At 71.3% G+C, this 24,601-nt stretch carries 23 protein-coding genes and 2 pseudogenes; 9 read left to right on the top strand and 16 right to left on the bottom strand.

The genetic code is table 11. The features are described from left to right. The first annotated feature begins 122 nt into the window (after positions 1-122). Positions 123-560 (top strand): hypothetical protein, encoded by a 438-nt coding sequence (locus tag ACWCPF_RS00260; RefSeq protein ID WP_451042719.1) that lies wholly within the window; start codon positions 123-125, stop codon positions 558-560. A gap of 158 nt (positions 561-718) precedes the next feature. Then, positions 719-1,537, top strand: coding sequence for an SAM-dependent methyltransferase (locus tag ACWCPF_RS00255; RefSeq protein WP_451042718.1), 819 nt, complete (start codon positions 719-721; stop codon positions 1,535-1,537). Between the two features lie 45 nt (positions 1,538-1,582). Here the strand turns inward: ACWCPF_RS00255 and ACWCPF_RS00250 are convergent, their stop codons facing one another. The 9 genes and pseudogenes from ACWCPF_RS00250 to ACWCPF_RS00210 all read right to left on the bottom strand — a co-directional run bounded on the left by ACWCPF_RS00250 (position 1,583) and on the right by ACWCPF_RS00210 (position 9,913). Further along, positions 1,583-2,191, bottom strand: coding sequence for a sigma-70 family RNA polymerase sigma factor (locus tag ACWCPF_RS00250; protein ID WP_451042717.1), 609 nt, complete (start codon positions 2,189-2,191; stop codon positions 1,583-1,585). A gap of 156 nt (positions 2,192-2,347) precedes the next feature. After that, complete coding sequence (locus tag ACWCPF_RS00245) at positions 2,348-3,037, bottom strand: hypothetical protein (protein WP_451042716.1); 690 nt, start codon at positions 3,035-3,037, stop codon at positions 2,348-2,350. 91 nt (positions 3,038-3,128) lie between these two features. After that, positions 3,129-4,394 (bottom strand): ArgE/DapE family deacylase, encoded by a 1,266-nt coding sequence (locus ACWCPF_RS00240; RefSeq protein WP_451042715.1) that lies wholly within the window; start codon positions 4,392-4,394, stop codon positions 3,129-3,131. A gap of 613 nt (positions 4,395-5,007) precedes the next feature. Then, the gene (locus tag ACWCPF_RS00235; protein ID WP_451043098.1) at positions 5,008-6,435 is read right to left on the bottom strand and encodes a HAMP domain-containing sensor histidine kinase; all 1,428 of its coding nucleotides are present in this window, start codon (positions 6,433-6,435) and stop codon (positions 5,008-5,010) included. A 51-nt stretch (positions 6,436-6,486) separates the two neighbouring features. After that, entirely contained in the window at positions 6,487-7,191 is a 705-nt protein-coding gene (locus ACWCPF_RS00230) for a response regulator transcription factor (RefSeq protein ID WP_451043097.1), read from the bottom strand. Between the two features lie 126 nt (positions 7,192-7,317). Further along, positions 7,318-7,905, bottom strand: coding sequence for an FMN reductase (locus tag ACWCPF_RS00225; protein WP_451042714.1), 588 nt, complete (start codon positions 7,903-7,905; stop codon positions 7,318-7,320). Then, positions 7,902-9,011, bottom strand: coding sequence for an LLM class flavin-dependent oxidoreductase (locus tag ACWCPF_RS00220; protein WP_451042713.1), 1,110 nt, complete (start codon positions 9,009-9,011; stop codon positions 7,902-7,904). Before ACWCPF_RS00220 ends, ACWCPF_RS00225 begins: the two co-directional genes overlap by 4 nt. Positions 9,012-9,106: 95 nt before the next feature. After that, positions 9,107-9,223 (bottom strand): annotated as a pseudogene (locus ACWCPF_RS00215) (TIGR03086 family metal-binding protein); the annotation flags it as partial. 126 nt (positions 9,224-9,349) lie between these two features. After that, positions 9,350-9,913 (bottom strand): TIGR03086 family metal-binding protein, encoded by a 564-nt coding sequence (locus ACWCPF_RS00210; protein WP_451042712.1) that lies wholly within the window; start codon positions 9,911-9,913, stop codon positions 9,350-9,352. Positions 9,914-10,022: 109 nt separating this feature from the next. On the opposite strand from ACWCPF_RS00210, the pseudogene ACWCPF_RS00205 reads away from it, so the two are divergent. Continuing rightward, positions 10,023-10,861, top strand: a pseudogene (locus ACWCPF_RS00205) (DUF6597 domain-containing transcriptional factor). Here the strand turns inward: ACWCPF_RS00205 and ACWCPF_RS00200 are convergent. From ACWCPF_RS00200 to ACWCPF_RS00185, 4 genes are all read right to left on the bottom strand, one after another. After that, complete coding sequence (locus ACWCPF_RS00200) at positions 10,858-11,658, bottom strand: TIGR03943 family putative permease subunit (protein ID WP_451042711.1); 801 nt, start codon at positions 11,656-11,658, stop codon at positions 10,858-10,860. The pseudogene ACWCPF_RS00205 and the gene ACWCPF_RS00200 overlap by 4 nt on opposite strands. After that, complete coding sequence (locus tag ACWCPF_RS00195) at positions 11,655-12,686, bottom strand: permease (RefSeq protein WP_451042710.1); 1,032 nt, start codon at positions 12,684-12,686, stop codon at positions 11,655-11,657. The genes ACWCPF_RS00200 and ACWCPF_RS00195 overlap by 4 nt, the downstream gene beginning before the upstream one ends. Positions 12,687-12,928: 242 nt before the next feature. After that, on the bottom strand, positions 12,929-13,402 hold the full coding sequence (locus ACWCPF_RS00190; RefSeq protein WP_451042709.1) for a MarR family winged helix-turn-helix transcriptional regulator: 474 nt from the start codon (positions 13,400-13,402) through the stop codon (positions 12,929-12,931). 105 nt (positions 13,403-13,507) lie between these two features. Further along, complete coding sequence (locus tag ACWCPF_RS00185; RefSeq protein WP_451042708.1) at positions 13,508-14,017, bottom strand: hypothetical protein; 510 nt, start codon at positions 14,015-14,017, stop codon at positions 13,508-13,510. 166 nt (positions 14,018-14,183) lie between these two features. On the opposite strand from ACWCPF_RS00185, the gene ACWCPF_RS00180 reads away from it, so the two are divergent. Further along, complete coding sequence (locus ACWCPF_RS00180; RefSeq protein ID WP_451042707.1) at positions 14,184-14,519, top strand: YnfA family protein; 336 nt, start codon at positions 14,184-14,186, stop codon at positions 14,517-14,519. A gap of 52 nt (positions 14,520-14,571) precedes the next feature. Beyond that, positions 14,572-15,348, top strand: a complete 777-nt coding sequence (locus ACWCPF_RS00175; RefSeq protein ID WP_451042706.1) for an SDR family NAD(P)-dependent oxidoreductase — start codon at positions 14,572-14,574, stop codon at positions 15,346-15,348. Between the two features lie 67 nt (positions 15,349-15,415). Here ACWCPF_RS00175 and ACWCPF_RS00170 read toward each other — a convergent pair whose 3' ends face one another. Further along, complete coding sequence (locus ACWCPF_RS00170; RefSeq protein WP_451042705.1) at positions 15,416-16,609, bottom strand: RtcB family protein; 1,194 nt, start codon at positions 16,607-16,609, stop codon at positions 15,416-15,418. Positions 16,610-16,839: 230 nt separating this feature from the next. Here ACWCPF_RS00170 and ACWCPF_RS00165 point away from each other — a divergent pair, with 230 nt between their 5' ends. From ACWCPF_RS00165 to ACWCPF_RS00155, 3 genes are all read left to right on the top strand, one after another. Next, positions 16,840-17,688, top strand: coding sequence for a DUF3558 domain-containing protein (locus tag ACWCPF_RS00165; RefSeq protein ID WP_451042704.1), 849 nt, complete (start codon positions 16,840-16,842; stop codon positions 17,686-17,688). Positions 17,689-17,806: 118 nt separating this feature from the next. Continuing rightward, on the top strand, positions 17,807-18,769 hold the full coding sequence (locus tag ACWCPF_RS00160) for a DUF3558 domain-containing protein (RefSeq protein ID WP_451042703.1): 963 nt from the start codon (positions 17,807-17,809) through the stop codon (positions 18,767-18,769). A gap of 76 nt (positions 18,770-18,845) precedes the next feature. Then, a complete protein-coding gene (locus tag ACWCPF_RS00155; protein WP_451042702.1) occupies positions 18,846-20,174 on the top strand; it encodes a DUF2637 domain-containing protein in 1,329 nt (442 codons plus the stop codon). A gap of 57 nt (positions 20,175-20,231) precedes the next feature. Here ACWCPF_RS00155 and lysS read toward each other — a convergent pair whose 3' ends face one another. Then, a complete protein-coding gene (lysS, locus tag ACWCPF_RS00150) occupies positions 20,232-21,980 on the bottom strand; it encodes a lysine--tRNA ligase (RefSeq protein ID WP_451042701.1) in 1,749 nt (582 codons plus the stop codon). Between the two features lie 249 nt (positions 21,981-22,229). Here lysS and argS point away from each other — a divergent pair, with 249 nt between their 5' ends. Beyond that, positions 22,230-23,999 (top strand): arginine--tRNA ligase, encoded by a 1,770-nt coding sequence (argS, locus tag ACWCPF_RS00145; RefSeq protein ID WP_451042700.1) that lies wholly within the window; start codon positions 22,230-22,232, stop codon positions 23,997-23,999. A gap of 121 nt (positions 24,000-24,120) precedes the next feature. On the opposite strand, the gene ACWCPF_RS00140 is transcribed toward argS, so the two are convergent. Next, positions 24,121-24,561 carry a peptidoglycan-binding domain-containing protein gene (locus tag ACWCPF_RS00140; protein WP_451042699.1) on the bottom strand — a complete coding sequence of 147 codons (441 nt, stop codon included), beginning with the start codon at positions 24,559-24,561 and terminating at the stop codon, positions 24,121-24,123. Between the last annotated feature and the right edge of the window lie 40 nt (positions 24,562-24,601).

The raw sequence follows: 24,601 nt of genomic DNA, 5'->3' as shown, positions 1-24,601 counted from the left end.
AGGAAGCAGGCGAAGCGCGTCGGACACAGGCACAAGATGTACCGAACGAGCCCGAACGGATCGACCGGCGCGTTGACCAGCGGGTCGACCGCCTCCGGGCGGGGAGCAGGAATGGTGGTCGGGTGGGGGTGACGTACAAGTACTTCGGCGCGCCGGACGGCGCGACCGCGGCCCGCGTGCCGATCTCGATGCGCCCCGAGGAACTCGGCGGCGACGAACTCGGCATGAACGGCATGTTCACCAAGATCAAGCCGGAGACGATGGCCGCGATGGTCCTGACCGGCATCCAAGGCGTCCCGCTGAACAAGGTGCCCCCACTGGAACTGGTCGTCCTGCACCCCGACTACGCGGTCGTGAAGCTCCCCATGACGGTGGTCGACCCGCTCCGCGACATCGGCGAGGAGGCGGTCGGCGCGGCCGCCTTCATCTGGTCCACGGTCCCGGACCGCGGCGGCCCCCGAGACGCGTTCAACGTCTACCAGCTGCTCCACGAATGGCAGGACTTCTCCCACCGCCTCCACGAGGCAGGCCACCAGCCTTACTGCTTGGTGTGGCCCTGAGTCGAGGTGCTGTGCGGTAGCGGGCGGGGTTCTCGAACCCCGCCCTTGTCATGTGACGATCCCGTTCGAACAACACCGCACAATGAACGATGATCTGATGGTCACTCACGACAGTTCCTCCAGTGGTGGGACGCGAGTCCAGGACGGAGTCAGGGATCATGAGCTCTTCCCACGACGAGGGCAGCGGCGCCTCTTTCAAGATCGACACGACGAAGCCCCATCCGGCCCGGATGTACGACTACTTCCTGGGCGGGAAGGACAACTACGAGGTCGATCAGGAAGCCGCCGAGCAGTTCATCAAGGCGGCCCCGGAGGTGCGGGTGGGCGTGCGGGCCAACCGGAGCTTCATGCACCGCGCCGTCCGGCACGTCGTCGCCGAGGACGGCATCCGGCAGATCCTCGACATAGGCACCGGCCTGCCGACCGAGCCCAACGTGCACCAGATCGCGCGGGCCATCGCCCCCGAGACCCGCATCGCCTACGTCGACAACGACCCGATCGTCAGCACCCACTCGATGGCCCTCATCGACGACGACACGGACACCTCCGTCGTCCTGGCCGACCTGCGCGACCCCCGCGCGATCCTCGACCACCCCGACGTGCGCAAGCTCATCGACTTCGACCAGCCCGTCGCCCTGCTGCTGGTGGCGATCATGCACTTCATCACCGAGGCGGAGGACCCGGACGGCCTCCTCGCCACCTACCGCGACGCGCTGCCCACCGGCTCCTACCTGGTCCTGTCGCATGCGACGGGCGACCTCCACGAGGACGGGCGCAAGGACGCGGCCGCCGTCTACAAGGGTGCCACCGCCAGCATGAACACCCGGCCCCGCGCCCGCGTCCTGGACTTCTTCGGCGACTTCACCCTGATCGATCCTGGCCTGGTCCTGGTCCCGGACTGGCGTCCCGAGGAGCCGCCCCGGCCCGACACCCCGCCGATCGGCATCTACGGCGGAGTGGCCCGCAAGAACGGCTGAGACCCGGGGGCGATGGCCGCCTGCCACCGCCCCCGGCAATGGTTCCTACAGCAGATCCACCAGCGTCGCCCGCGCCCGCGCCACGCGTGAACGGACCGTGCCGACCGGGCAGTCGCCGGCCCGCGCCGCCTCCGCGTAGGGCAGGCCGGCCAGTTGCGTGAGGACGAACGCCTCCCGCCGCTCGTCCGGCAGCGAGGCCAGCAGATCCAGCAGGACGACGCCGTCGTCGAAGCCGGGCAGATCGCGCGGCTGGACGCGCTCCGCGGCGACCTGCCAGTCCGGGACGTCGGACAGCCGGGGGCGGGCGGCGGCGTACCGATGGCTGTCGACCACCGCCCGGCGGGCGATGGACAGCAGCCAGGACCGCGCCGAGGAACGGCCCTCGAACCGGTGCAGGCTGCCGAGGGCCCGCAGGAAGGTGTCCTGGGCGAGGTCGTCGACGGCGTTGGGGTCGGCGCACAGATGGGCGACATAGCGCAGGACGTCGCGCTGCAGAGCGCGGACGAACTGCTCGACGGCGTCGGCGTCACCGGCACGGGCGGCGAGCGCCCACGCCGTGATCGACTCGTCCCGGGAGGCGTTTGAGGCGTGGGAGGCGTCGGATGCCTGGGGCGGCTCGGTCGCCCGGCACGGCTTTGTGGCAGTACTGATCACCTGGTGTCCTTCTCGGATCATCCATGAGGGCACGCCCGAGGGCATGTGTCAGGACATGTGTCAGGACATGCGTCAGGGCGTGTGTGAGGGCATGAGGAAGGGACAGCCGTCGTCGGACGTGTGGCGCCAGACATGTGTGGCGTCAGGCGTGTGGCGTCAGACGGCGGCTGCGGTCCTCAGGGGTGGGCCCCTCGTGGTGATCGCGTAGGTGAGAAGGAGAAGCCGCGGCGTCCGCTCCGATCCGCGGCGGCTGAACCGGACGCGCGGACGCTCCGCGGGGACGGGCAGCGCGAGCAGCAGTCGCAGCGGCGCGGCCAGCCATCCGGCCACGGCCCGCAGGATCCGGAACGCGGCCCTCTCGCCGTGGGCCAGCCACAGTCCGGACAGCAGGGCGGCGAGCAGGTGGGCGGCGAGCATGCCGAACGAGGACGAGCCGATGGCCTCACTCAGGTGGTCCATGGAACCGGCGGTACCGATGTGCGTCATGTGTTCCATGTGGCCCATGTGGCCCATGTGCGCGGCGTGGCTCATGCCGCTCATGCCGTCCATGTCCATGCCGGTCATGCCGCTCATGTCCATGGGGTCGGCCGGTTCCCGGCCGGTCGCTGAGAACGTCATGTGCAGGACCGTCTGGGCGGCGAGCACGACCGTCACGATGAGCGGGAGTCCGCGTTCCCGGCCCGCCAGGCACCAGCCGACGGCGCCGGTGACGGCCAGGCTCGCGGCCAGCACCCACGCGGGCGCCTCGGAGCCGGACATCATCACGTGTCCCAGGGCGGCGAGCAGCACACAGACGGCCGCGAACAGCGCGGCCCGTAGCGTGCGAGAACACCACCCAGCGGCCATGGCGACTCATCCTCGCATCCGGGCAACGGTCGTCGTGCGAGGGTACGGAATTCACCCCGGCACGCAACTCAATCGGCGGGTGTGACCTGCCTCACTTCACACCCGCCGTGCGCACCGCCGTCAACGCCAGCGCCCGCGCCGTCTCCACCACCTCCCGCAGGGACACGTGTTCGCGGGCGCTGTGCGCGACGCCGATGTCCCCCGGCCCGAACTGCACCGTCGGGATTCCGGCCCCGGCGTAGAGCCGCAGGTCGCTCCCGTACGTCGCCCCGCGTTCGCGGGCGCGCGCCGTCCCGGTCGCGTCGGCGTACGCGTCCGCGACGACATCCCGCAGCGGGTGCCCGGCGGCCAGCCGGCCGCTCGCGAACTGGCCGCCGGGCCAGGTCACGGTGGCCGGATGGGCGTGCAGCCAGTCGTCCTGCGCGCACGCCTCGGCCACGCACCGCTCCAGCGCGGCCCGCGCCGCCGCCGGGTCCTCGCCGAGCCGCACCCCGAGCCGTCCCTCCGCGACCAGCAGATCGGGCACGCTGCTCGCCCAGTCCCCGGCGCGCACGGTGCCGACGGACAGGGAGTACGGGATCGGGTACTCGGCGAGCAGCGGGTCGGGGTCCCGGTTGCGTTCGTCCTCCAGCCGGGCCAGCGCCGCGTGCAGCGGCAGGTAGGCGTCGATCGCGCTGACCCCGGCCTCCCGCGAACTGGCGTGGGCGGCCTTGCCGGGCACGGTGATCCGGAAGGTCAGCGCGCCGGCGTTGGCGGTGATCACCGTCCGCGAGGTGGGTTCGGCGATGACGCACGCGTCGCCGCGGTAGCCGCGCCGCAGGGTGCCGAAGGCGCCGAGTCCGCCGTCCTCCTCGCCGACGACGACGTGGACGGCGAGCCGTCCGCGCAGCCGCACCCCGGCCGCCCGGATCGCGGCCAGCGCGGCCAGCTGGGCCGCGAGCCCGGCCTTCATGTCGCACGCGCCGCGCCCGTGCACGAGATCCCCGGTGACCCGGGGCACGAACGGATCGCCGTCCCAGGCGGCCGGGTCGCCGGGCGGGACGACGTCCACATGCCCCTGGAGGATCAGAGTCGGCCCGTCCCCGCCCTGGGCGGTATGGGCGACCAGGCCCCAGGCCTCCTCGCGCGGGGCCTCGGTGCCGGGGAAGTCGGGGTCGGCGCGCAGGGCGGGCAGGTCCATGGACCACAGGTCGACGTCGAGCCCGAGCCGCTCCAGCCGTCCGGCGAGGTGATGCTGGATCTCGGACTCGGCCGGACTCCCGCCGACGCTGGGTATCGCGATCAGCTCCGCCAGCGTCCGCCCGACGGCCTCCTCGTCCACCGCCGCCAGCACCGCGGCCTCCCACTCACCGAGCACACCCCACTCCCTCCGCTCCCACAACTCCAAAAGACATACCTGCTCACCCGTGCCCACGGCTACGCCGGGGGGTGCGCTAAGCGGGTCCGGCGAAGTCGGCGACGGTGCGGCAGCGCCCCCTAAGGGGCGCGGGGAACTGCGCGACCAGCCACGACGGCCCCGCAGCAAAACGACGGCACATCGCAGCACATCCCGCGGAGCGCTCCGCTACGCCCTGTCCGGCGGCCCGCCGCCGCGCGAGAGGGCGCGATGCCATCTCCGGTGGTCCGCCGCCGCGCGAGGCGCGCTAAGCGGGTCCGGCGAAGTCGGCGACGGTGCGGCAGCGCCCCCTAAGGGGCGCGGGGAACTGCGCGACCAGCCACGACGGCACCGCAGCAAAACGACGGCACAGCGCGGCACCTCCAGCGGCGCTATACCGTGTCCGGCGGCCCGCCGCCACGCGAGAGGGCGCGACGCCATCTCCGGTGGCCCGCCGCCGCGCGAGGCGCGCTAAGCGGGTCCAGCGAAGTCGGCGACGGTGCGGCAGCGCCCCTTAAAGGGCGCGGGGAACTGCGCGACCAGCCACGACGGCACCGCAGCAGAACGACGGCACTTCGTGGCACCTCCAGCGGCGCTATGCCGTGTCCGGCGGCCCGCCGCCCACCGTGAAGCCGATCACCGAGCCGCCGCCCGCCCGGCGGAAGGCGAACGGGCCTCCGCCATGGGCCAGGGCCACCTCGCGGACGATCGACAGGCCGAGGCCGGAGCCGGGCAGCGAGCGGGCATCGGCGGCGCGGTAGAAGCGGTCGAAGACCCGGGTCAGGTCGGCCTCGGCGATGCCGGGCCCGCGGTCGAGGACCTCGACGCGGACGACGCCCGGCCGCGCGGGCCCGGTCACCGCGATCTCGACCGGCGCCCCGCCGTCACGGTCGAACTTGGTCGCGTTCTCCACCAGGTTGGACACCGCCCGCTGCAGCATCCCCGGCCGCCCGTAGGTCGTGGTGGCGCCGCTCACCCGGAGCACCACCTGCCGTCCGGTGCGGCGCCGGGCGAGGCCCGCGACCTCCTCCGCGATGTCGGCGAGGTCCAGCTTGCGCGGCGGCTCGTTGTCGGACTGCCCGGCCGCGAGATCGACCAACTCGTTGACCAGATCGGTCAGTTCACGGGCCTCCTGGCCCAGATCCGCCACCAGCTCGGCGCGGGCGTCGGGCGGCAGCTCGTCGATGCGGTGCAGCAGCGAGATGTTCGTCCGCAACGACGTCAGCGGCGTACGCAGTTCGTGGCCCGCGTCCTGGACGAGCCGCCGCTGGTCCTCCTCCGACTGGGCGAGCCGGCCCAGCATGCGGTCGAAGGCGCGGCCCAGCCGGCCCACCTCGTCGTAGCCGGTGACCGGCACCTGCACGCCGAGCCGGCGCGTGCGGGCGACGTCCTCGGCGGCGGTCGTCAGGATGACGAGCCGGTGGGTGATGCGCCGGGCCAGCCACCAGCCGAACAGCCCGGCGGCCGTCACGACCGCGGTCATCAGGAGCAGCGTGCGCTGCTGGAGCGCCCGCAGCAGGTCCTCGGTGTCGCTGAACTCCTGCGCCACCTGCACCGCGCCCCGGCCGCCGCCCAGCGAGACCGTCGCGATGCGGTAGACGTCGCTGCCGACGTCCACGTCCTTGTGCTCGACGATCTGCCCGGAGAGCACGGCGGCGGCGATCGTGCGGTCGGCGGCCACGACCGGCAGGCCGGGGGTGCCGTGGTCCACGACCGTGCCGGCCGGGCCCAGCACCTGCACGTCCGTCCGGGCCGGTCGCACCAGGTCGTGGCCCGGCGCGGCCGAGGAGAAGTCCTCCGGCGCCATCCGGGTGTCGCGCACCTCGTCCCGCAGGTCCTGCACGATCTCGTCGAACACCGACTCCTGGTCGACCCGGACCAGCCGGGCGGCCGCCGAGTACGACAGGACGCCGATCAGGACCGTGACCGCGGCGGTGACGGCCGCGAAGGACACCGCGAAGGTGGTCCGCAGCGACACCAGCTTCGGCCTCGGCCGGGCCACGAACCGCCGCAGCCGGCTCAGCAGACGCATCAGGCCCGGACCGCTCACCCGCTCGCCCCCCGTTCCGAGTCCTCAGTCCTCGCGCAGCACGTAACCCACCCCGCGCACGGTGTGGATCAGCTGCGGGGCGCCCGGCTGGTCGAGCTTGCGGCGCAGGTAGCCGACGTAGACGGCGAGATTCTTGGAGCCGGGCCCGAAATCGTAGCCCCAGATCCGGTCGTAGATCGTGGAGTGGTCCAGGACGATCCCGGCGTTGCGCACGAGCAGCTCCAGCAGCTCGAACTCGGTCCGGGTCAGCTCCAGCTCCCGCCCGCCCCGCCAGACCCGCCGCGCCTGCGGGTCCATCCGCAGCCCGGCCGCCTCCAGATCCCGCTGCTCGGGCAGCTGCTTGGGGACGTCCGGCACCACGAGCGCGGCGTCGGGGTTGGTCCGGCGCAGCAGCGCCCGCAGCCGCGCGAAGACCTCCTCGACGTCGAACGGCTTGACGACGTAGTCGTCCGCGCCCGCGTCGAGACCGGCGATCCGGTCGGCGGTCTCCACCAGCGCGGTCAGCATCAGGATGGGCGTGCGGTCCCCTTCGGCGCGCAGCACCCGGCAGACCTGGAGGCCGTCGATCCCGGGCATCATCACGTCGAGGAGGAGCACGTCCGGCGGATTCTTGTGGGCCTGCGCCAGCGCCTCGACCCCGTCGGCGACCGCGATCACCCGGTAGCCCTCCAGGGACAGGGCGCGTTCCAGGGCGTTGCGGATGGCACGGTCGTCTTCGGCGAGCAGCACGGTGGGAGGCACGGTGGGAGGCACCGACCCAGTCTGCCAAGGCCTGCGGCGGTCGGGCGGTGCGGACGGTCCTACGATCAGCCTTCTTACTCGGCTCTCACCGTCCGGACCCGCCCGTCTTCGTCCTCAGACCCCGGACGGGCTGCTCAGTGCCGCCAGCTGGTCCGCGAACGGCACCACCGTGAACTGCTCCCGCACCGGTGCCGACGGGGTCATCTGTCCCGCCAGCTCCCCCGCCGCCCGCTCGATCCGCTCGGGCAGGCCCTCGGCGCCCCAGTCCTCCGAGGCCGCGTAGACGGCCGTCGGCATGACGACGGCCCGCAGGTAGGAGAAGAGCGGCCGCAGCGCGTGTTCCAGGACCAGCGAGTGCCGCGCCGAGCCGCCGGTCGCGGCGATCAGCACCGGCTTGCCCGCCAGCGCGTCCGGGTCGAGCACGTCGAAGAAGGACTTGAACAGTCCGCTGTACGACGCGCTGAACACCGGCGTGACGACGATCAGCCCGTCCGCCGCCGTCACCGCCTCCAGCGCGGCCGCGAGCTTCCGTCCGGGGAAGCCGTTGGTCAGGTTGTGGGCGATCTCCACGGCGAGGTCGCGCAGCTCCACGACCTCCACCTCCGCGTGCGTCCGCCCGGCGGTGGCCGCCGCCAGCCGGTCGGCCAGCAGCCGGGTCGACGACGGGACGCTCAGCCCCGCCGAGACGACGACGAGCCTCATGCGACGTCCACCCCTTCCGGGGATGCCTGGGATGCCTGGGCGGCCTGGAGCAGCGAGGCGTGGGTCGGGGCCTCCGGGACGTCCGCCGGCCGTCCGACGGCGAACTCCTTGCGCAGCACCGGCACGACCTCCTCGCCCAGCAGGTCGAGCTGCTCCAGCACCGTCTTCAGCGGCAGCCCCGCGTGGTCCAGGAGGAACAGCTGACGCTGGTAGTCGCCCGCGTACTCGCGGAAGGCGAGCGTCTTCTCGATGACCTGCTCGGGCGTGCCGACGGTCAGCGGGGTCTGGTCGGTGAAGTCCTCCAGGGACGGCCCGTGACCGTAGACCGGCGCGTTGTCGAAGTACGGCCGGAACTCACGGACGGCGTCCTGCGAGTTCTTCCGCATGAACACCTGGCCGCCGAGCCCGACGATGGCCTGCTCGGGCGTGCCGTGCCCGTAGTGCGCGTACCGGGCCCGGTACAGCTCGACCATCCGCTTGGTGTGGTCGGCGGGCCAGAAGATGTTGTTGTGGAAGAAGCCGTCACCGTAGAACGCGGCCTGCTCGGCGATCTCGGGGGACCGGATGGACCCGTGCCAGACGAACGGCGGCACGTCGTCCAGCGGCCGGGGCGTCGAGGTGAACCCCTGCAGCGCGGTCCGGAACTTCCCCTCCCAGTCCACGACGTCCTCGCGCCACAGCCGGCGCAGCAGGGCGTAGTTCTCGACGGCGAGGTTGATGCCCTGCCGGATGTCCTGCCCGAACCAGGGGTAGACGGGCCCGGTGTTGCCGCGCCCCATCATCAGGTCCACCCGGCCGTCGGCCAGGTGCTGAAGCATCGCGTAGTCCTCGGCGATCTTCACCGGGTCGTTGGTGGTGATGAGGGTGGTGGAGGTGGAGAGGATCAGCTTCTCCGTCTGCGCGGCTATGTAGCCGAGCATGGTCGTCGGCGACGACGGCACGAACGGCGGGTTGTGGTGCTCGCCGGTGGCGAAGACGTCGAGGCCGACCTCCTCGGCCTTCAGGGCGATGGCGACCATGGCCTTGATCCGCTCACGCTCGCTCGGCGTACGGCCCGTCGTGGGGTCCGGCGTGACATCGCCGACGCTGAAGATCCCGAACTGCATGGTCGCTCACCCTCCAGGTTGTTTACGCTTCAACTATACCTGCAGAACGGCGCGCCATGCGCAGCTATTCCCCACCGGCGACAGACGACCGAACGTCACCTCCAGTAGGGATCCCGGCCGGTCCGCGCGAGCAGCCGCTCGAACTCCGACGCCCCCTCCGCCACCGGCACCGGCTCCCCGAACACCCCCATCTTCCGGGCCGTCGGCCCTAGGGCCTGCCCGGCCGATCATGCCCCAGACGCGGGGTCTGGCACGCACACCTGCGGCGTTGTCGTCGGTTGCCGACGCTCCGCGTCGACGCCCTCCTCCGCCTTGCAGTCGCACGCACCAGACCCCGCTCACCCGTGTTCCAAGGCCCCGCCGGTTTCCTGTGACTTGATCGGCCGGACAGGCCCCAGCTCCGCGACCGCGCCCGCCAGCTCGGCCACCACCGCGTCGTCGGCCGCCCGGTACTCCTGGCCCGTGGCCCGCGCCAGATCCCACACATGCACCGTGAGATCCAGCAACGCCATCGAGCCGACCAACCGGGCCGGCATGTCCATCGCCCCGGTCGTGCCCTCCTCGGCCCCGGGCACGGACCACGCGGCCACCAGCCGGTCCGCCTCCGCGAGCAGCTCCGCCCGCCACTCGGGGCCCTCGCCCACCCGGTCCGGGGCCTCGCCGAAGTCCGACGCCTCCTTCGCCGCCAGCCGCTGGAACTGCACGACCACCTGGAAGACATGGTTGACCAGGGCCTTCACGTCGTACTCCGCACAGGGCGTGGGAGCGGCCAGCGTCGCGTCCGCGATGCCCCGCACCACCGGCACGGCCCGCTCCCGCGCCATGCCCAGCAACTCACCGATGCCGTACGCCTGCGCACGGCCCGCGTTCGTGTTCGCGTTCGTGTTCGCGTTCGTGTCCATGCCTCGACCGTACGGACGCCGGACCCCGCCCCTCTTGAAGAAACGCGACGGAGAAGGACGGAGAAGGACGGAGAAACGCGACGGGAGCAACTCGACGTACGATCCGGACATGGCCGCCCCCCGCCGCGACACCCGCGGGATCGTCGACCCGGCCGGTCTGCTGACCCGTGTGCGGTTCCGCCGTCACCGGCCCGCCGAGCCGCTGCGCCGCCATGTCGAGACGTACTGGTTCATCGACTGGGACCTGCCCGAGCCCTACGCCTCCCACGTCGTCCCGCACCCCTCCGTCAACCTCACCTTCCAGTGGGACGTCGACGAGGGTCCGCCCTACGGCGAGCTGACCGGCGTCGCGCTCGGCCTGTTCACCCGCAAGCTGACCGGACGGGGCCGGGTGTGCGGGGCGAAGTTCCGGCCCGGCGGCTTCCGGCCCTACGCCCCCGACGTGCCCGTCTCGCACTGGACCGGCCGCGCGCTGCCCGCCCGGGACGTCTTCCCGCGAGCCGACGACGCCACCGCGCGGTCGGTCGTCACCCCGGCCGACGACCTCGACCGGATCGCCGCGCTCGACGCCTTCCTGCTCTCCCTCGACCCCGCGCCGGACCCCCGGGCCGACCACGCCATGGGCCTCGTCGAGCGGGTCCGCACCGACCGCGACCTGCGCAGGGTCACCGACCTGGCCGACCAGGAGGGCGTCTCGGTACGACTCCTCCAACGCCTCTTCGCCACGCACGTGGGCGTCAGCCCTGGGGGTACCCCCTCTGGGGGAGGGTCATCCTCCGCTACCGGATCCATGAGGCCCTGGAAGCCGCCGCCACCCGGGACGACCTCGACTGGGCCGCGCTCGCCGCCGACCTCGGCTACGCCGACCAGGCCCACCTGACCCGGGACTTCACCACGACGGTCGGCGTGTCACCGACCGCCTACGCCCAGGCCGCCGCCACCGGCTAGGGGGTGAGCGGCAGGGCGTCCATGTACGAGTTGGTCGGCTTGCGCACCTTCTCCACGCTCCGCACGTCCAGCGCCACCTCCGCCGACGAGGTGCCCAGCGCGCCGGCCGCGTGCCAGGTCCCGGTGATCGTGACCCAGGTGTCGGCCTTCGGCACGGCGCCCCCGTAGACCCGCACCTTCAGCGTCGTCGCGTCCGCCGCACAGCAACTGATCAGGATCCGCGTCAGATACCAGCCGTCCCCGTCCCCGTCGGCCGGCAGGACGAACCCCGTCAACTGCACCGCACGGCCCTTGATCGCCCGGCTGCGGTCCTGCTGCACCCGCCGGGTGAAGTCCGTCAGCGTGATCGGCAGCGGCGAGGTCGCCGACAGCGGATCGAAGTCGTCCTCCTGCACGGCGACGGCCTTCGCCGGCTCCCGCGAGGCGGTGTACGAGCCGAGCGCGGGCGGCGCGTAGAACAGCAGGCTCAGCACCGGCAGGAACAGCAGCCAGGCGACCCGGGGCACCCGAGAGTGATCGTGCCCATGGCCACCCTCATGGCCATTCTCATAGCCGCCCTCATGGCCCTCCTCATAGCCGCCCTCATGGCCCTGCTCATGGCCCTCCCCGCCCCGGGCCGGTCGGCGAGCCGCCCACACCTCCGCCGCCGCCAGCCCCACCAGCACCACCCCGGCCGCGACCAGCAGCGGCCGCATCCCCGGCTTCACGTACCGGAGGTACTCCTCGGTGAACAGCGAGGTCCGCAGCAACCCGGCCCCGCTCAGCACCAGCAACACGACCTGCACCAACCGCTTCACAGCAGCACCCCTCCCACGACCACGCTGCACACCACCGCGACCACCGCCGTGGCCGCCGAGAATCGCCACGCGAAGGCCCGTCCGAACGTCCCCGCCTGGAGCGCGATCAGCTTCAGGTCGACCATCGGCCCCACCACCATGAACGCCAGCCGCGCCGTCGGGGAGAACCCGCTCAGCGAGGCCGCCACGAACGCGTCCGCCTCGCTGCACACCGCCAGCACGATCGCCAGCGCCGCCAGGAACAGCACCGACAGCCACGGCGAGCCGGAGAACGTGTCCAGCACCGACCGCGGCATCGCCACATTGAAGGTCGCCGCCGCCATCGCGCCGACCACCAGGAAACCGCCCGCGTGCAGGAAGTCGTGCTGGAAGCCCTCCCGGAACTCCGTCCACCGGCTGTGCCCGGCCTGATGCCCGGTGTGCCGCACGGCCGGCCGCAGCCACTCCGACTTGCCCAGCCAGAGCCACAGCCAGCCCATCGCCGCCGCGGTGACCAGCGAGGCGACCAGCCGGGCCAGCACCATCTCCGGACTGCCCGGAAACGCCACGGCCGTCGCCGTCAGCACGATCGGATTGATGGCCGGAGCGGACAGCAGGAAAGCGAACGCGGCCGCCGGCGTGACCCCCCGCCCGATCAGACTGTTGGCCACCGGCACCGACGCGCACTCGCAGCCCGGCAGCACCACCCCCGCGAGCCCCGCCACCGGCACCGCCAGCGCCGGCCGCTTCGGCAGCAGCCGTTGGAACACACTCGTCGGCACGAACGCGTTGATCGCCCCCGACAGCGCCGTGCCGAGCAGCAGGAACGGCAGCGCCTGCACGATCACGGCCAGACACACCGTCCGCCACGCCTGTCCCGCCGGCTCGTCCAGCGACCGCCCCACGAGCACCAGCAGCACACCCGGCACCACGGCCGCACCCAGCAGCAACAGCAGCCAGTACCGCGGCAGTTCACGCCCCGGACGGCCACCGCCCCGCACCTCCTCGGCCACCCCCGCCGAGGACGCCCGTATCTCCGTCTCCTGCATCCCGCCCCCAGAAGTCCCCTGCGTCACTCGTACACCCCGGCCGCAGGACCACCCCGACCCTAAGGGCTCCGCTGGAAGTGGCGCGAGGTGCCGTCGTTCCGCTGCGGCGCCGTCGTGGCCGGTCGCGCAGTTCCCCGCGCCCCTTCACGGCGCTGCCGAACCGCAGCCGACTTCGCCCGACCTGCCGAGACGGCCAACCCAGCCTCGACGCCCCCACCTCGACGCCGCGGGCCTGTCAGGCCCTAAACCCGGCCCTCCCGCAGTCGCACGACCTGCTCCGCGCCGAACTCCACCGTCCGCCGCATGTGCCCCACGATCACGGCGAGTTCGGTGTCCGCGAGCTCGTCGAAGAGGGGCATCCAGTCGCCGCCCAGCCGCTCCCACATCCGCCCGAACTCCGCGATCCGCTCCGGCACCGTCGCCACCAGCACCCGCCGCCGATCCGCCGCGTCCCGCTCCCGGACGACGTAGCCCGCCCGCTCCAACCGGTCCACCAGCCGGGTCGCCGACCCGGTGGTCAGCCCCGTCAGCTCGGCGACGCGGCCCGTCGTCACCGGCTCCCGCTCCAGCGTGAGCAGGTTCAGACACTGCAGATCGGTCGGATGCAGCCCCAGACGGTCGGCGAGCGCCTGGTTGAACAGGGCATACGCGGCCATGTACCGGCGGGAGACCACGGACAGTTCGTCCAGCAGCCGCGACCGCGCGTTCCCCGACATCGCTTCCCTTCGCCGGCGCCGCCGTCGGCTGCCGTCCGCAGATGGTACGACGACGCCCCGACCCCACGGGCGTCAGAAGAAGTCCGAGGAAGTCGTCCGAGGAAGTCAGAAGAAGTAGGCGTCCCCGGTGTCCAGCACCAGCACCTGCTGGCGGTCGTTGGACCGATTGCGGTCCACGGCCCCACCGCCCCACAAGGTGTCGACCTCCATCGTCACCTCCGTCGGCCGCCCCCGCAGCCACACCCGCAACGCCAGTTGCTCCCCCAGCCCGTCCGCGGCCAGCGCGCCCGTGCGGCACGCCACTTCCTGGCGGCCCGTGCGCGCGCACCCGGCGGGCAGCCACTGCTCCCCGGCCGCCAACGGCGCCGACCAGCGCAGCCGCACCGTCGAGTCGACGACGTCCCCCGGACCGTGGTTGCGCGGAGTCAGCCGCACGTCGACCCGGCCGCCGTCCATGACCGCGAAACCGTGATACGACAGATCGGCCTCGGTCTCCTCCCCCACCGCGGTCTCCTCCCCCACCGCGGGCCCCACCGCCTGCGCGGGCACGACACCCGCGCCCACCGCCAGCACGGCACCCGCACCCCACACCACGAGACCCCGCAACCTGCGCATGCCACCACTCCTAGATCAGAAACCGCCGACAACCACCGGAAACAGCAGGAAACAGCAGGAAACAGCCAGAAACGGCCGGGCCCCACGCAGGGGATGTATCCCACGCCCGGCGCCCCGCAGGCGCCCTCCAACAGGTGACAGCGCACGACCGTGCAAAGCTGCGGCCATGCTCATCCTCCGGTCGGCCGCCCTCTTCGTCGTGGCCGCGCTCTTCGAGATCGGCGGAGCCTGGCTCGTCTGGCAGGGCGTGCGCGAACACCGCGGCTGGATGTGGACCCTGGGCGGAGTCCTCTCCCTCGGCGCCTACGGATTCGTCGCCACCTTCCAGCCGGACGCCCACTTCGGCCGCATCCTCGCCGCGTACGGCGGAATCTTCGTGGCCGGCTCGATCCTCTGGGGCATGGCCGCCGACGGCTACCGCCCCGACCGCTGGGACATCACCGGCGCGCTGATCTGCCTCGTCGGCATGGCAGTCATCATGTACACGCCCCGAGGCAACTGAGCTGCGGCTTATCCTGGCGAAGGCCAGCCGCACGCACGTCCGAGGAGCGCTCATGTCCGCCGCCGCCCCGTCCGCACCCTCCCGCATCGCGATCGTCACCGGTGCGAGCAGCGGGATCGGCGCCGCCACCGCCCGGCAACTGGCCGCGGCCGGCTACCGCGTGGTCCTGACCGCCCGCCGCAAGGACCGCATCGAGGCGCTGGCGGAGGAGATCAACGCGGCCGGCCACCAGGCGACCGCCTACCCGCTCGACGTCACCGACCGCGCCGCCGTGGACGAGTTCGCCACCGCCTTCAACACCGTCGGCGTCCTCGTCAACAACGCGGGCGGCGCACTCGGCGCGGACCCCGTCGCCACCGGCGACCCCGCCGACTGGCGCACGATGTACGAGACGAACGTCCTGGGCACCCTGAACATCACCCAGGCCCTGCTGCCCAAGCTGGTCGCGAGCGGCGACGGCACGGTGGTCGTCGTCTCCTCCACCGCCGGCCACGGCACGTACGAGGGCGGCGCGGGCTACGTCGCCGCCAAGCACGGCGCGCATGTCCTCGCCGAGACCCTCCGCCTGGAGATCGTCGGCCTGCCGGTGCGCGTCATCGAGATCGCCCCCGGCATGGTCAAGACCGACGAGTTCGCCCTCACCCGCTTCAACGGCGACGAGGACAAGGCGGCCAAGGTCTACGAGGGCGTCGCCGAACCCCTCACCGCCTCCGACGTCGCCGAGACGATCACCTGGGCGGTGACCCGCCCCAGCCACGTCAACGTCGACCTGCTGATCCTGCGCCCCCGCGCCCAGGCCTCGAACACCAAGGTCCACCGGGACCTGTGACGAACCGTTTCGCCCATCAGGACCGTTTCGCCCGCCTGGACCGTTTCGCCCGTCAGCCCTTCGTCCGTCAGCCCTTCACACAGACGACCTGCTTCAGCTTCGCGACGACCTCCACCAGGTCCCGCTGCTGATCGATGACCTGCTCGATCGGCTTGTAGGCACTCGGGATCTCGTCCACGACACCGGAGTCCTTGCGGCACTCCACGCCCTGCGTCTGCTCCTCCAGGTCCTTCGTCGTGAAGCGGCGCTTGGCCGCGTTGCGGCTCATGCGCCGGCCGGCGCCGTGCGACGCCGAGTTGAAGGACTTCTCGTTGCCGAGACCCTTCACGATGTACGAACCCGTGCCCATGGAGCCCGGGATGATCCCGTACTCGCCGGAACCGGCCCGGATCGCGCCCTTGCGGGTCACGAGCAGGTCCATGCCGTCGTAGCGCTCCTCGGCCACGTAGTTGTGATGCGCGCTGATCTCCGGCTCGAAGGTCGGCTTCGCCTTCTTGAACTCCCTGGCGACCACGTCCTTCAGGAGCGCCATCATGATCGTGCGGTTGTACTTCGCGTACTCCTGCGCCCAGAACAGGTCGTTGCGGTAGGCCGCCATCTGCGGGGTGTCCGCCACGAAGACGGCGAGGTCCCGATCGATCAGCCCCTGGTTGTGCGGAAGCTTCTGCGCCACCCCGATGTGGAACTCGGCGAGCTCCTTGCCGATGTTCCGGGAGCCGGAGTGAAGCATCAGCCAGACAGAACCGGTCATATCCGTACACACCTCGACAAAGTGATTGCCACTTCCAAGCGTTCCCATCTGCTTCGTGGCGCGCTCCTGACGGAATTTGACCGCCTCGGCGATCCCGTCGAAACGGCCCCAGAAGTCGTCCCAGCCGCGGGTCGCGAAGCCGTGCATGCGTCCCGGCTCGACGGCGGAGTCGTGCATCCCCCGCCCCACCGGAATGGCCTGCTCGATCTTCGACCGCAGGCGCGACAGATCCCCCGGCAGATCGTTCGCCGTCAACGACGTCCTGACCGCCGACATCCCGCAGCCGATGTCCACGCCCACCGCCGCAGGACACACCGCGCCCTGCATCGCGATGACCGAGCCGACCGTCGCGCCCTTCCCGTAGTGGACGTCCGGCATGACCGCCAGGCCCTTGATCCACGGCAGGGTCGCCACATTGCGCAGCTGCTGGAGCGCACCCTCCTCGACCGACGTCGGGTCGGCCCACATACGGATGGGCACTTTCGCGCCCGGCATTTCCACGTACGACATATCGTCCTCATTCCCCCGGAACAACCACAGAAGTCACTCATCGCAAAACCGGCGCCAAGATCCACTAAATCGGACGGCGGACCGGCATCCACGGTGTTGCGTGCGATACACATTGTCTGCAGGGGCCGCCCCCGCCCGGCAAGCGAATAACCAGCGGGGACACTGGACCCAGCCACCCACCACCGAAAAAGCGACGCACCGTCGAACCTGACCCTCGAGAGGAGCCGACCGTGCAGCGGAAGGCGTACGTACCCGGTGTCGTCGCGCTCCTCGCGGCGCTGCTGGCCGGCTGCACCGGCGGTACGGAGGAGGGCGGCTCGACGGACAACTCCAACCCGGGCGAGGCCGGCACCGCCACCTCCGCCGCGCAGCCCGGCAAGTACGCCACGCTCCCCGAGGCCTGCGGCGTCGTCGAGCGGTCCACGCTCGACGCCCTGCTCCCCGGCGTCAAGCAGCTCACCGACGAGACCCAGCGCGAGACGGCCTACGCGGGCGAGGCGACGCTGACCTACGACACGGACCGCAAGGTGGGCTGCCGTTGGAAGGTGGAGTCGACGGCCGCCACCGACCATCTCTTCGTCGATTTCGAGCGCGTCGTCTCCTACGACAACGCCGTCAGCGACGACAGCCAGGCCGAGACGCTGTTCGCGACGAAGGTGACGGCCGCCGACCTCCCGGCCCCCGTCGCCTCCTCCCCGACGGGAGCGACCGGCGCCACCACCGGGTCCCCGGCCGCGACCACGGGCCCCTCCCCCGCCGCCACCCTCTCGCCCACCGCCCCCACCGCCTCCGGGTCCCCCTCCTCCTCCGCCTCGCCCTCCGCCTCCTCCTCCGCCGACATCCAGCCCCGGCTGCTGGACGATCTGGGCGACGAGGCGTTCGTCGACGACGCCCTCAGCAGTTCCGGCTCGACGGCCAAGCAGCGCACCGTGACTGTGGCGTTCCGCACGTCGAACGTGATTGTCACCATCGAATACGAGGAGCAGCCGGCGACCGTCGGAGTGGCGCCCGACAGCGAGGAAATGCAGGACAAGGCCCGGAAACTGGCCGCGCAACTGGCCGACTCCCTGGCCGGCTGAGGCCACTTCGGTCCCGTCCGCACCCCCCTCGTAAAGGCCTCGAAGGGGAACCGCACAGCTTCTTCACCGCGTACCGTGGCCCCTCGGACCCGATCCGACCGCAGGAACCACGAGCGTCATGAGTGAAGGAACCATGCAGCGACGAGCCCAGCGTGACGGCCAGTTTGACCAGTGCGAGCAGCGTGCCGAGCGAGTGAGGCGGGCCGGGAGGCGTGCCGGAGGGCGCGGCAGCAGCCGCCTTCTCGCCGCAGCCGTGGCCGTCCCGGTGATGCTGTTCGCCGCGGGCTGCTCCTCGGATTCCGGTTCCGGCTCCGAGGACGCCGCGCAGGACACGAGCGCCTCGGCCGGCTCCGGCACGGATTCGACCCCGAACGCCGCGCCGACCGTGCAGGCGGCGGCGTACAAGACGCTGCCGGAGTCATGCGCGGTGCTGTCGAAGAAGACGCTGACCGAGCTGGTGCCCAAGGGCGCGACCTCGGGCAAGGAGGGCACGTCCAGCGACACCGCGGCCCGGACCAGCTGCTCCTGGTCGAGCCTGGCGAACAACGGGGTGAAGGGCTCCCAGTTCCGCTGGCTGAACGTGTCCTTGCTGCGCTTCGAGTCGGACGCGACGACGGGCGACGGCGAGTCGCAGGCCAAGGCGTACTACGCGAAGCAGGTCAAGGAAGCCCAGGCGGTGTCGGGCGCGAAGAACGCGAAGTCGCAGGCGGTCGCGGCCACGGGCGACGAGGCGACGCTGGTGGCGTACGACCTGAAGAAGACGGAGGGCGCCTTCAAGCAGCAGACGGTCGTGGCGCGGGTCGAGAACGTTGTGGTCACGCTCGACTACAACGGCGCCGGTCTGGCGGGCGAGAAGAGCCCGAGCGCGGACACGCTGACGAAGTCGGCGGAGAAGGCGGCGAAGGAGGCGGTGGCCTCGGTGCAGTCGGCCAACGGCGAGGGCTCCGGCGGCGGTTCGGGCGCGTCGACGTCGACCCCGGCCCCCACGCCTTCGAAGACGGCCTCGCCGGGAGCGTCGTCCCCGACGACCCCGAAGGCCACGCCGACGGCCCCGAAGGCTTCCGCTTCCGCCAAGAGCTGACGGACCGGCAACGCGTTCGCCGCACACATGTGCCACCCTGTTGCGCGCAAGAAGACGCAAGGGGAGGGGAGTACGGGTGTCCGAGCGAATAGAGCTGACCCGGACGCACCGCGTTCTCATCGGCGTGGTCGTGACCGGCGCCGTGATCATCGCCGGCATCGGCTTCGCCGGTTCGTACGCGGCGGTCCGGGAACTCGCTCTGGAGAAGGGCTTCGGGAAGTTCTCCTATGTGTTCCCGATCGGCATCGACGCGGGCATCTGCGTCCTGCTGGCCCTGGATCTGCTGCTGACCTGGATCCGCATCCCCTTCCCGCTGCTACGGCAGACAGCGTGGCTGCTGACCGCGGCGACGATCGCGTTCAACGGCGCGGCCGCCTGGCCGGACCCGCTGGGCACGGGCATGCATGCGGTGATCCCGATCCTGTTCGTGGTCGCCGTCGAGGCGGCCCGGCACGCGATCGGCCGGATCGCGGACATCACGGCGGACAAGCACATGGAGGGCGTGCGCATCACGCGCTGGCTGCTCTCCCCGGGGCCGACGTTCCTGCTGTGGCGCCGGATGAAGCTGTGGGAGCTGCGCTCCTACGAGCAGGTGATCAAGCTGGAGCAGGAACGTCTCGTCTATCAGGCGAGGCTGCGTTCCCGGTTCGGCCGCGCCTGGCGCCGCAAGGCCCCGGTGGAGTCGCTGATGCCGCTGCGCCTGGCCCGGTACGGCGTCCCGCTGGCGGAGACGGCCCCCGCGGGTCTGGCGGCGGCGGGCATCGAACCGGCCGTGCTGCCCCCGGCCCCCGTGCCGGCGCAGGCACCGGCGCCGACGCCGATCGCGGTGTCCGCATCCGCGCCGCAGCCGGAACTGGCGGCGGCCCCCGCACCCCAGCAGCAGCAACAGCCGCAGCAGCTCCAGCAGCCGCAGGCCCAGCGGGCCCAGCAGGTCGGTTACGCGCCCCCCGCGCCGGAGGAGGAGCAGAGCCCCTGGTTCCAGGCGCCCCCGAGCGAGATGCAGTACCAGGGCGGCTACGACCCGTCCTACGACCCCACCGAGCAGTACGCCCAGTGGTACGAGGAGCAGCGGCGGGCCGAGCAGTACCAGGACCAGTACCAGGAGGAGCCCCCGGTCCAGGAACCCTCCCCGGAGGAGACGGGCAGCTTCCCCATCCCGGTGGGCCCGGGCCGCAGCCGCGAACTGGGCGAGGGCGGCGGCCCGCCCGAGCCGGACGAGGACGACTATTACCAGGTCTTCCGTGAGTCGACGAAGGGCGGGAACGGAGCGCCGAGCCCCAAGGGGTTCATCTTCGATGTCGAGGCGACGTACGGCATCACCCTTCCCGAGGCCGAGGCCAAGCGGATGGTGAACCGCTTCTCCAACCGTCTCAACGCCGAAATGGCGGACGAGCACATCGCATGAGAGCGCGCATGAGAAAGCGCCCGGTGCCGAACGGCACCGGGCGCTTTCCTCACGGCGTCACTCCCCGAGCAGGGCCCGCACCCGCTCCTGCCCCACCGCGAGCAGCAGCGTGGGCAGCCGCGGACCGGTGTCCCGACCGACCAGCAGGTGGTAGAGCAGGGCGAAGAACGTCCGCTGGGCGGTCTTGATCTCCGGCGGGAGTTCCTTGGGCGTGGCGTCCGCGGAGAACCCGGCCTGCACCTTCGGGACGCCGTAGACGAGGTGGGTGAGCCCGTCCAGCGACCAGTTCTCGGCCAGCCCGTCGGCCAGCAGCCGCAGGGACTGCCGGGAGGCCTCGTCGAGGGACTTCAGCAGTTCGCCGTCCGTCTCCTCGCGCACGATGGTCCGCTGGTCGGCGGGGACGTGCGTGTTGATCCAGGCCTCGGCCTTGTCGTAGCGCGGCCGGGCCTCGTCCAGGGCGGCGAGCGGGTTCTCGGGGTCGAGCTCGCTCAGGATCCGCAGGGCCTGCTCCTGCTGCCCGGCGGTGATGTCGGCGACCGAGGCGAGCGTGCGGTACGGCAGCGGACGCGGGGTGCGCGGCAGCTCACCGCCGGCCGTGCCCACCGCACGCGCGTGTGCCGCGACGTCGGCCGGAAGCGCGGCCCCCTCCGCGACCTTGGCGTCGAGCTTGTCCCACTCGTCGTAGAGCCGCTGGATCTCCTGGTCGAAGGCGATCTTGAAGGACTGGTTGGGCCGGCGGCGGGCGTAGAGCCAGCGCAGGATCTGCGGCTCCATGATCTTCAGCGCGTCGCCGGGGGTGGGCACCCCGCCCTTGGACGACGACATCTTGGCCATGCCGCTGATGCCGACGAAGGCGTACATCGGCCCGATGGGCTGCTCGCCGCCGAAGATCCCGACGATCTGGCCGCCGACCTGGAAGCTGGAGCCCGGCGAGGAGTGGTCGACGCCGGAGGGCTCGAAGACGACGCCCTCGTACGCCCAGCGCATCGGCCAGTCGACCTTCCACACCAGCTTGCCGCGGTTGAACTCGCTGAGCCGGACGGTCTCGGCGAAGCCGCAGGCAGTGCAGGTGTAGGACAGCTCGGTGGTGTCGTCGACGTAGGAGGTGACCGTGGTCAGGTCCTTCTCGCAGTTGCCGCAGTACGGCTTGTACGGGAAGTAGCCGACGGATCCGGCCCCGGACGAGCCGTCGTCCTCGGCCGCCGCGCCCGAGCCCTCGGCGGCCTCGACCTCGGCCTCGTCGAGCGGCTTCTGCTGCTGCTTCTTCGCCGCGGCGGCCGGGGCCTTCTTGGTGCGGTACTGGTCGAGGATCGCGTCGATGTCGCCGCGGTGCTTGATCGCGTGCAGGATCTGCTCGCGGTAGACCCCGGAGGTGTACTGCGCGGTCTGGCTGATCCCGTCGAACTCCACGCCGAGTTCGGCCAGCGACTCGATCATCGCGGCCTTGAAGTGCTCGGCCCAGTTCGGGTACGCGGAGCCCCGCGGCGCCGGGACGGAGGTCAGCGGCTTGCCGATGTGCTCGGCCCATGTGTCGTCGACGCCGTCCAGGCCGGCCGGCACCTTGCGGTAGCGGTCGTAGTCGTCCCAGGAGATCAGGTGACGGACCTGGCGGCCGCGGCGGCGGATCTCGTCGGCGACGAGGTGCGGGGTCATGACCTCGCGCAGGTTGCCCAGGTGAATGGGACCGGACGGGGAGAGTCCGGACGCGACGACGACAGGTTTGCCGGGGGCTCGGCGCTCCGACTCCTCGATGACCTCATCCGCGAAACGGGAGACCCAGTCGGTGGTCTCGGTGCTCTGAGCCACGGGGCACGTCCTTCTTTCTCCTGAAGCAGCCGATACGGTCTACGGCGGCGCCGCCCATTCTCCCAGACCTGATAAGCGGCGCAGCCGCTTATCAGGGGCGCGGGGCTGTTTCGATATGCGGCTACCGCCGCGTGTGCGCGACCAGCCCCCACCGCCCCGCACCCGGCAACGAGACCGAAAAACCCCTTTGCGACCCCGTGGGATACTGACCACGTCTATCAACCCCACGAGGAGAACGGCTCCCACTCCATGACCTCGGTCCCGTCGCTCACCGACCAAGTCCACCAGCGCCTCGCCGACGCCCTCGCTTCCACCCTCCCGGAAGCCGACGGAGTCGACCCGCTGCTGCGACGAAGCGACCGGGCCGACTTCCAGGCCAACGGCATCCTCGCGCTGGCCAAGAAGGCGAAGGCGAACCCGCGGGAGCTCGCGACCCAGGTCGTGGCGAACGTGACGACCGGTGACGTGATCGCGGAGATCGAGGTCTCGGGCCCCGGCTTCCTGAATGTCACGATCACCGACCGGGCGATCACCGAGAACCTGGCCGCGCGGTACGCGGACGAGACCCGCCTCGGCGTCCCGCCCGCCGCGCACGCCGGCACCACGGTGATCGACTACGCGCAGCCGAACGTCGCGAAGGAGATGCACGTCGGCCATCTGCGGTCGGCGGTCATCGGCGACGCGATGGTGCAGATCCTGGAGTTCACCGGCGAGAGCGTGGTCCGCAGGCACCACATCGGCGACTGGGGCACCCAGTTCGGCATGCTCATCCAATACCTGGACGAGCACCCGCACGAGCTGGACCACAAGGAGTCGCAGGTCAGCGGCGAGGAGGCGATGTCGAACCTCGACCGCCTCTACAAGTCCGCGCGGGGGCTGTTCGACGCCGACGACGAGTTCAAGACGCGGGCGCGTCGCCGGGTGGTCGACCTCCAGGCCGGCGACCCGCACACGCTGGCGACCTGGCAGAAGTTCGTCGACGAGTCGAAGATCTACTTCTTCTCGGTCTTCGAGAAGCTGGACATGGAGATCCGCGACGCGGACATCGTCGGCGAGTCGGGTTACAACGACATGCTCGCGGAGACCTGCCGGCTGCTGGAGGAGTCCGGGGTCGCGGTCCGCTCCGAGGGCGCGCTGTGCGTGTTCTTCGACGACGTCAAGGGCCCGGACGGCAATCCGGTCCCGCTGATCGTCCAGAAGTCGGACGGCGGCTACGGCTACGCGGCGACGGACCTGTCGGCGATCCGCGACCGCGTCTTCCAGCTCAAGGCGAACTCGCTCATCTACGTCGTGGACGCGCGCCAGTCGCTGCACTTCAAGATGGTGTTCGAGACGGCGCGCAGGGCGGGCTGGCTGAACGAGGACGTGAAGGCGCACCAGTTGGCGTTCGGCACGGTCCTCGGCAAGGACGGCAAGCCGTTCAAGACGCGTGAGGGCGAGACGGTCAAGCTGGTCGACCTCCTCGACGAGGCGGTGGGCCGGGCGACGTCCGTGGTCCGGGAGAAGGCGGAGAAGGTCGGCCTGACCGAGCCGGAGATCGTGGAGAACGGCCGGTACGTGGGCATCGGCGCGGTGAAGTACGCCGACCTGTCGACGTCCGCCGTGCGGGACTACAAGTTCGACCTGGACCAGATGGTCTCGCTCAACGGCGACACGTCCGTGTACCTGCAGTACGCGTACGCCCGTATCCAGTCGATCCTGCGCAAGGCCGGCGAGACCCGCCCGGTCGCCCACCCGGAGCTGGAACTGGCCCCGGCGGAGCGGGCGTTGGGCCTGCACCTGGACCAGTTCGCGGAGACGGTGTCGGAGGTCGCGGCGGCGTACGAGCCGCACAAGCTGGCGGCGTACCTGTACCAGCTGGCCTCGCACCTGACGACGTTCTACGACCAGTGCCACGTGCTGTCGCCCGACAACGCGCCGGAGGTCGTGGAGAACCGTCTCTTCCTGGTGGACCTGACGGCCCGCACCCTCCACCTGGGCATGGCCCTGCTGGGCATCAGGACCCCCGAAAAGCTCTGACGCACCGACCCACCCGACAACACCGTGGCCCGTCCTCCACCCCCGAGGAGAACGGGCCACGGCTGCTCGGTGACGCGCGCCCGCCGGACGGTGCGTCAGGCGGGGCGGGTCGGACGGCAGGTCAGACGGCGAACCGCTTGAACGCCGCGCGGGTGCCGTCGCCGGCGATGCCGTCGATGGCGCCGGTGTAGCCCCAGTGGGCCTTCAGAAGCCGCTGGAGCGCCTTGATCGTGTTGGGGCCGGGGTCGCCGTCGATCTCGCCGGTGTAGCCCCAGTACTCCGTGAGGCAGCGCTGGAACGCCTTCCAGCTGTTGGTGCCCAGCTTTCCGTCGATCTCGCCGGTGTAGTCCCAGACCTCCAGCCACTCCTGGACCTTCTTGGCCTCGGCGACGGTGAGCCCGAAGTTCTCCGTCGCGAGGATGGCGGCGTCGGCGCTCACCGCGGTCTTGGCGGCGGGTGCGGGGGCCGCGTAGCCGGCGCTCGCGGTCGCCAGCGTTCCGGCGGCGATGCCGACGACGGCGGTGAGGCTGACGATGGTCCTGGCCAAGACGTTCGGTCGCATGTGTTCCTCTTTCTGCTTGCAGCTTGCGGCTATGCGGGTC

It is taken from the genome of Streptomyces sp. NPDC001858 (assembly GCF_053594615.1).
The sequence above is the reverse complement of the archived record's forward strand: the minus strand, read 5'-3'. Positions and strand labels throughout refer to the sequence as shown.

What these genes read in the sequence shown, in the direction of transcription:
- ACWCPF_RS00255 (WP_451042718.1), top strand. Translation starts at nt 719, where the DNA reads ATGAGCTCTTCCCACGACGAGGGCAGCGGCGCCTCTTTCAAGATCGAC.
- ACWCPF_RS00245 (WP_451042716.1), bottom strand. Translation starts at nt 3,037, where the DNA reads ATGGCCGCTGGGTGGTGTTCTCGCACGCTACGGGCCGCGCTGTTCGCG.
- ACWCPF_RS00225 (WP_451042714.1), bottom strand. Translation starts at nt 7,905, where the DNA reads ATGAGGCTCGTCGTCGTCTCGGCGGGGCTGAGCGTCCCGTCGTCGACC.
- ACWCPF_RS00220 (WP_451042713.1), bottom strand. Translation starts at nt 9,011, where the DNA reads ATGCAGTTCGGGATCTTCAGCGTCGGCGATGTCACGCCGGACCCCACG.
- ACWCPF_RS00210 (WP_451042712.1), bottom strand. Translation starts at nt 9,913, where the DNA reads ATGGACACGAACGCGAACACGAACGCGAACACGAACGCGGGCCGTGCG.
- ACWCPF_RS00195 (WP_451042710.1), bottom strand. Translation starts at nt 12,686, where the DNA reads ATGCAGGAGACGGAGATACGGGCGTCCTCGGCGGGGGTGGCCGAGGAG.
- ACWCPF_RS00190 (WP_451042709.1), bottom strand. Translation starts at nt 13,402, where the DNA reads ATGTCGGGGAACGCGCGGTCGCGGCTGCTGGACGAACTGTCCGTGGTC.
- ACWCPF_RS00185 (WP_451042708.1), bottom strand. Translation starts at nt 14,017, where the DNA reads ATGCGCAGGTTGCGGGGTCTCGTGGTGTGGGGTGCGGGTGCCGTGCTG.
- ACWCPF_RS00180 (WP_451042707.1), top strand. Translation starts at nt 14,184, where the DNA reads ATGCTCATCCTCCGGTCGGCCGCCCTCTTCGTCGTGGCCGCGCTCTTC.
- ACWCPF_RS00175 (WP_451042706.1), top strand. Translation starts at nt 14,572, where the DNA reads ATGTCCGCCGCCGCCCCGTCCGCACCCTCCCGCATCGCGATCGTCACC.
- ACWCPF_RS00170 (WP_451042705.1), bottom strand. Translation starts at nt 16,609, where the DNA reads ATGTCGTACGTGGAAATGCCGGGCGCGAAAGTGCCCATCCGTATGTGG.
- ACWCPF_RS00160 (WP_451042703.1), top strand. Translation starts at nt 17,807, where the DNA reads ATGAGTGAAGGAACCATGCAGCGACGAGCCCAGCGTGACGGCCAGTTT.
- argS (WP_451042700.1), top strand. Translation starts at nt 22,230, where the DNA reads ATGACCTCGGTCCCGTCGCTCACCGACCAAGTCCACCAGCGCCTCGCC.
- ACWCPF_RS00140 (WP_451042699.1), bottom strand. Translation starts at nt 24,561, where the DNA reads ATGCGACCGAACGTCTTGGCCAGGACCATCGTCAGCCTCACCGCCGTC.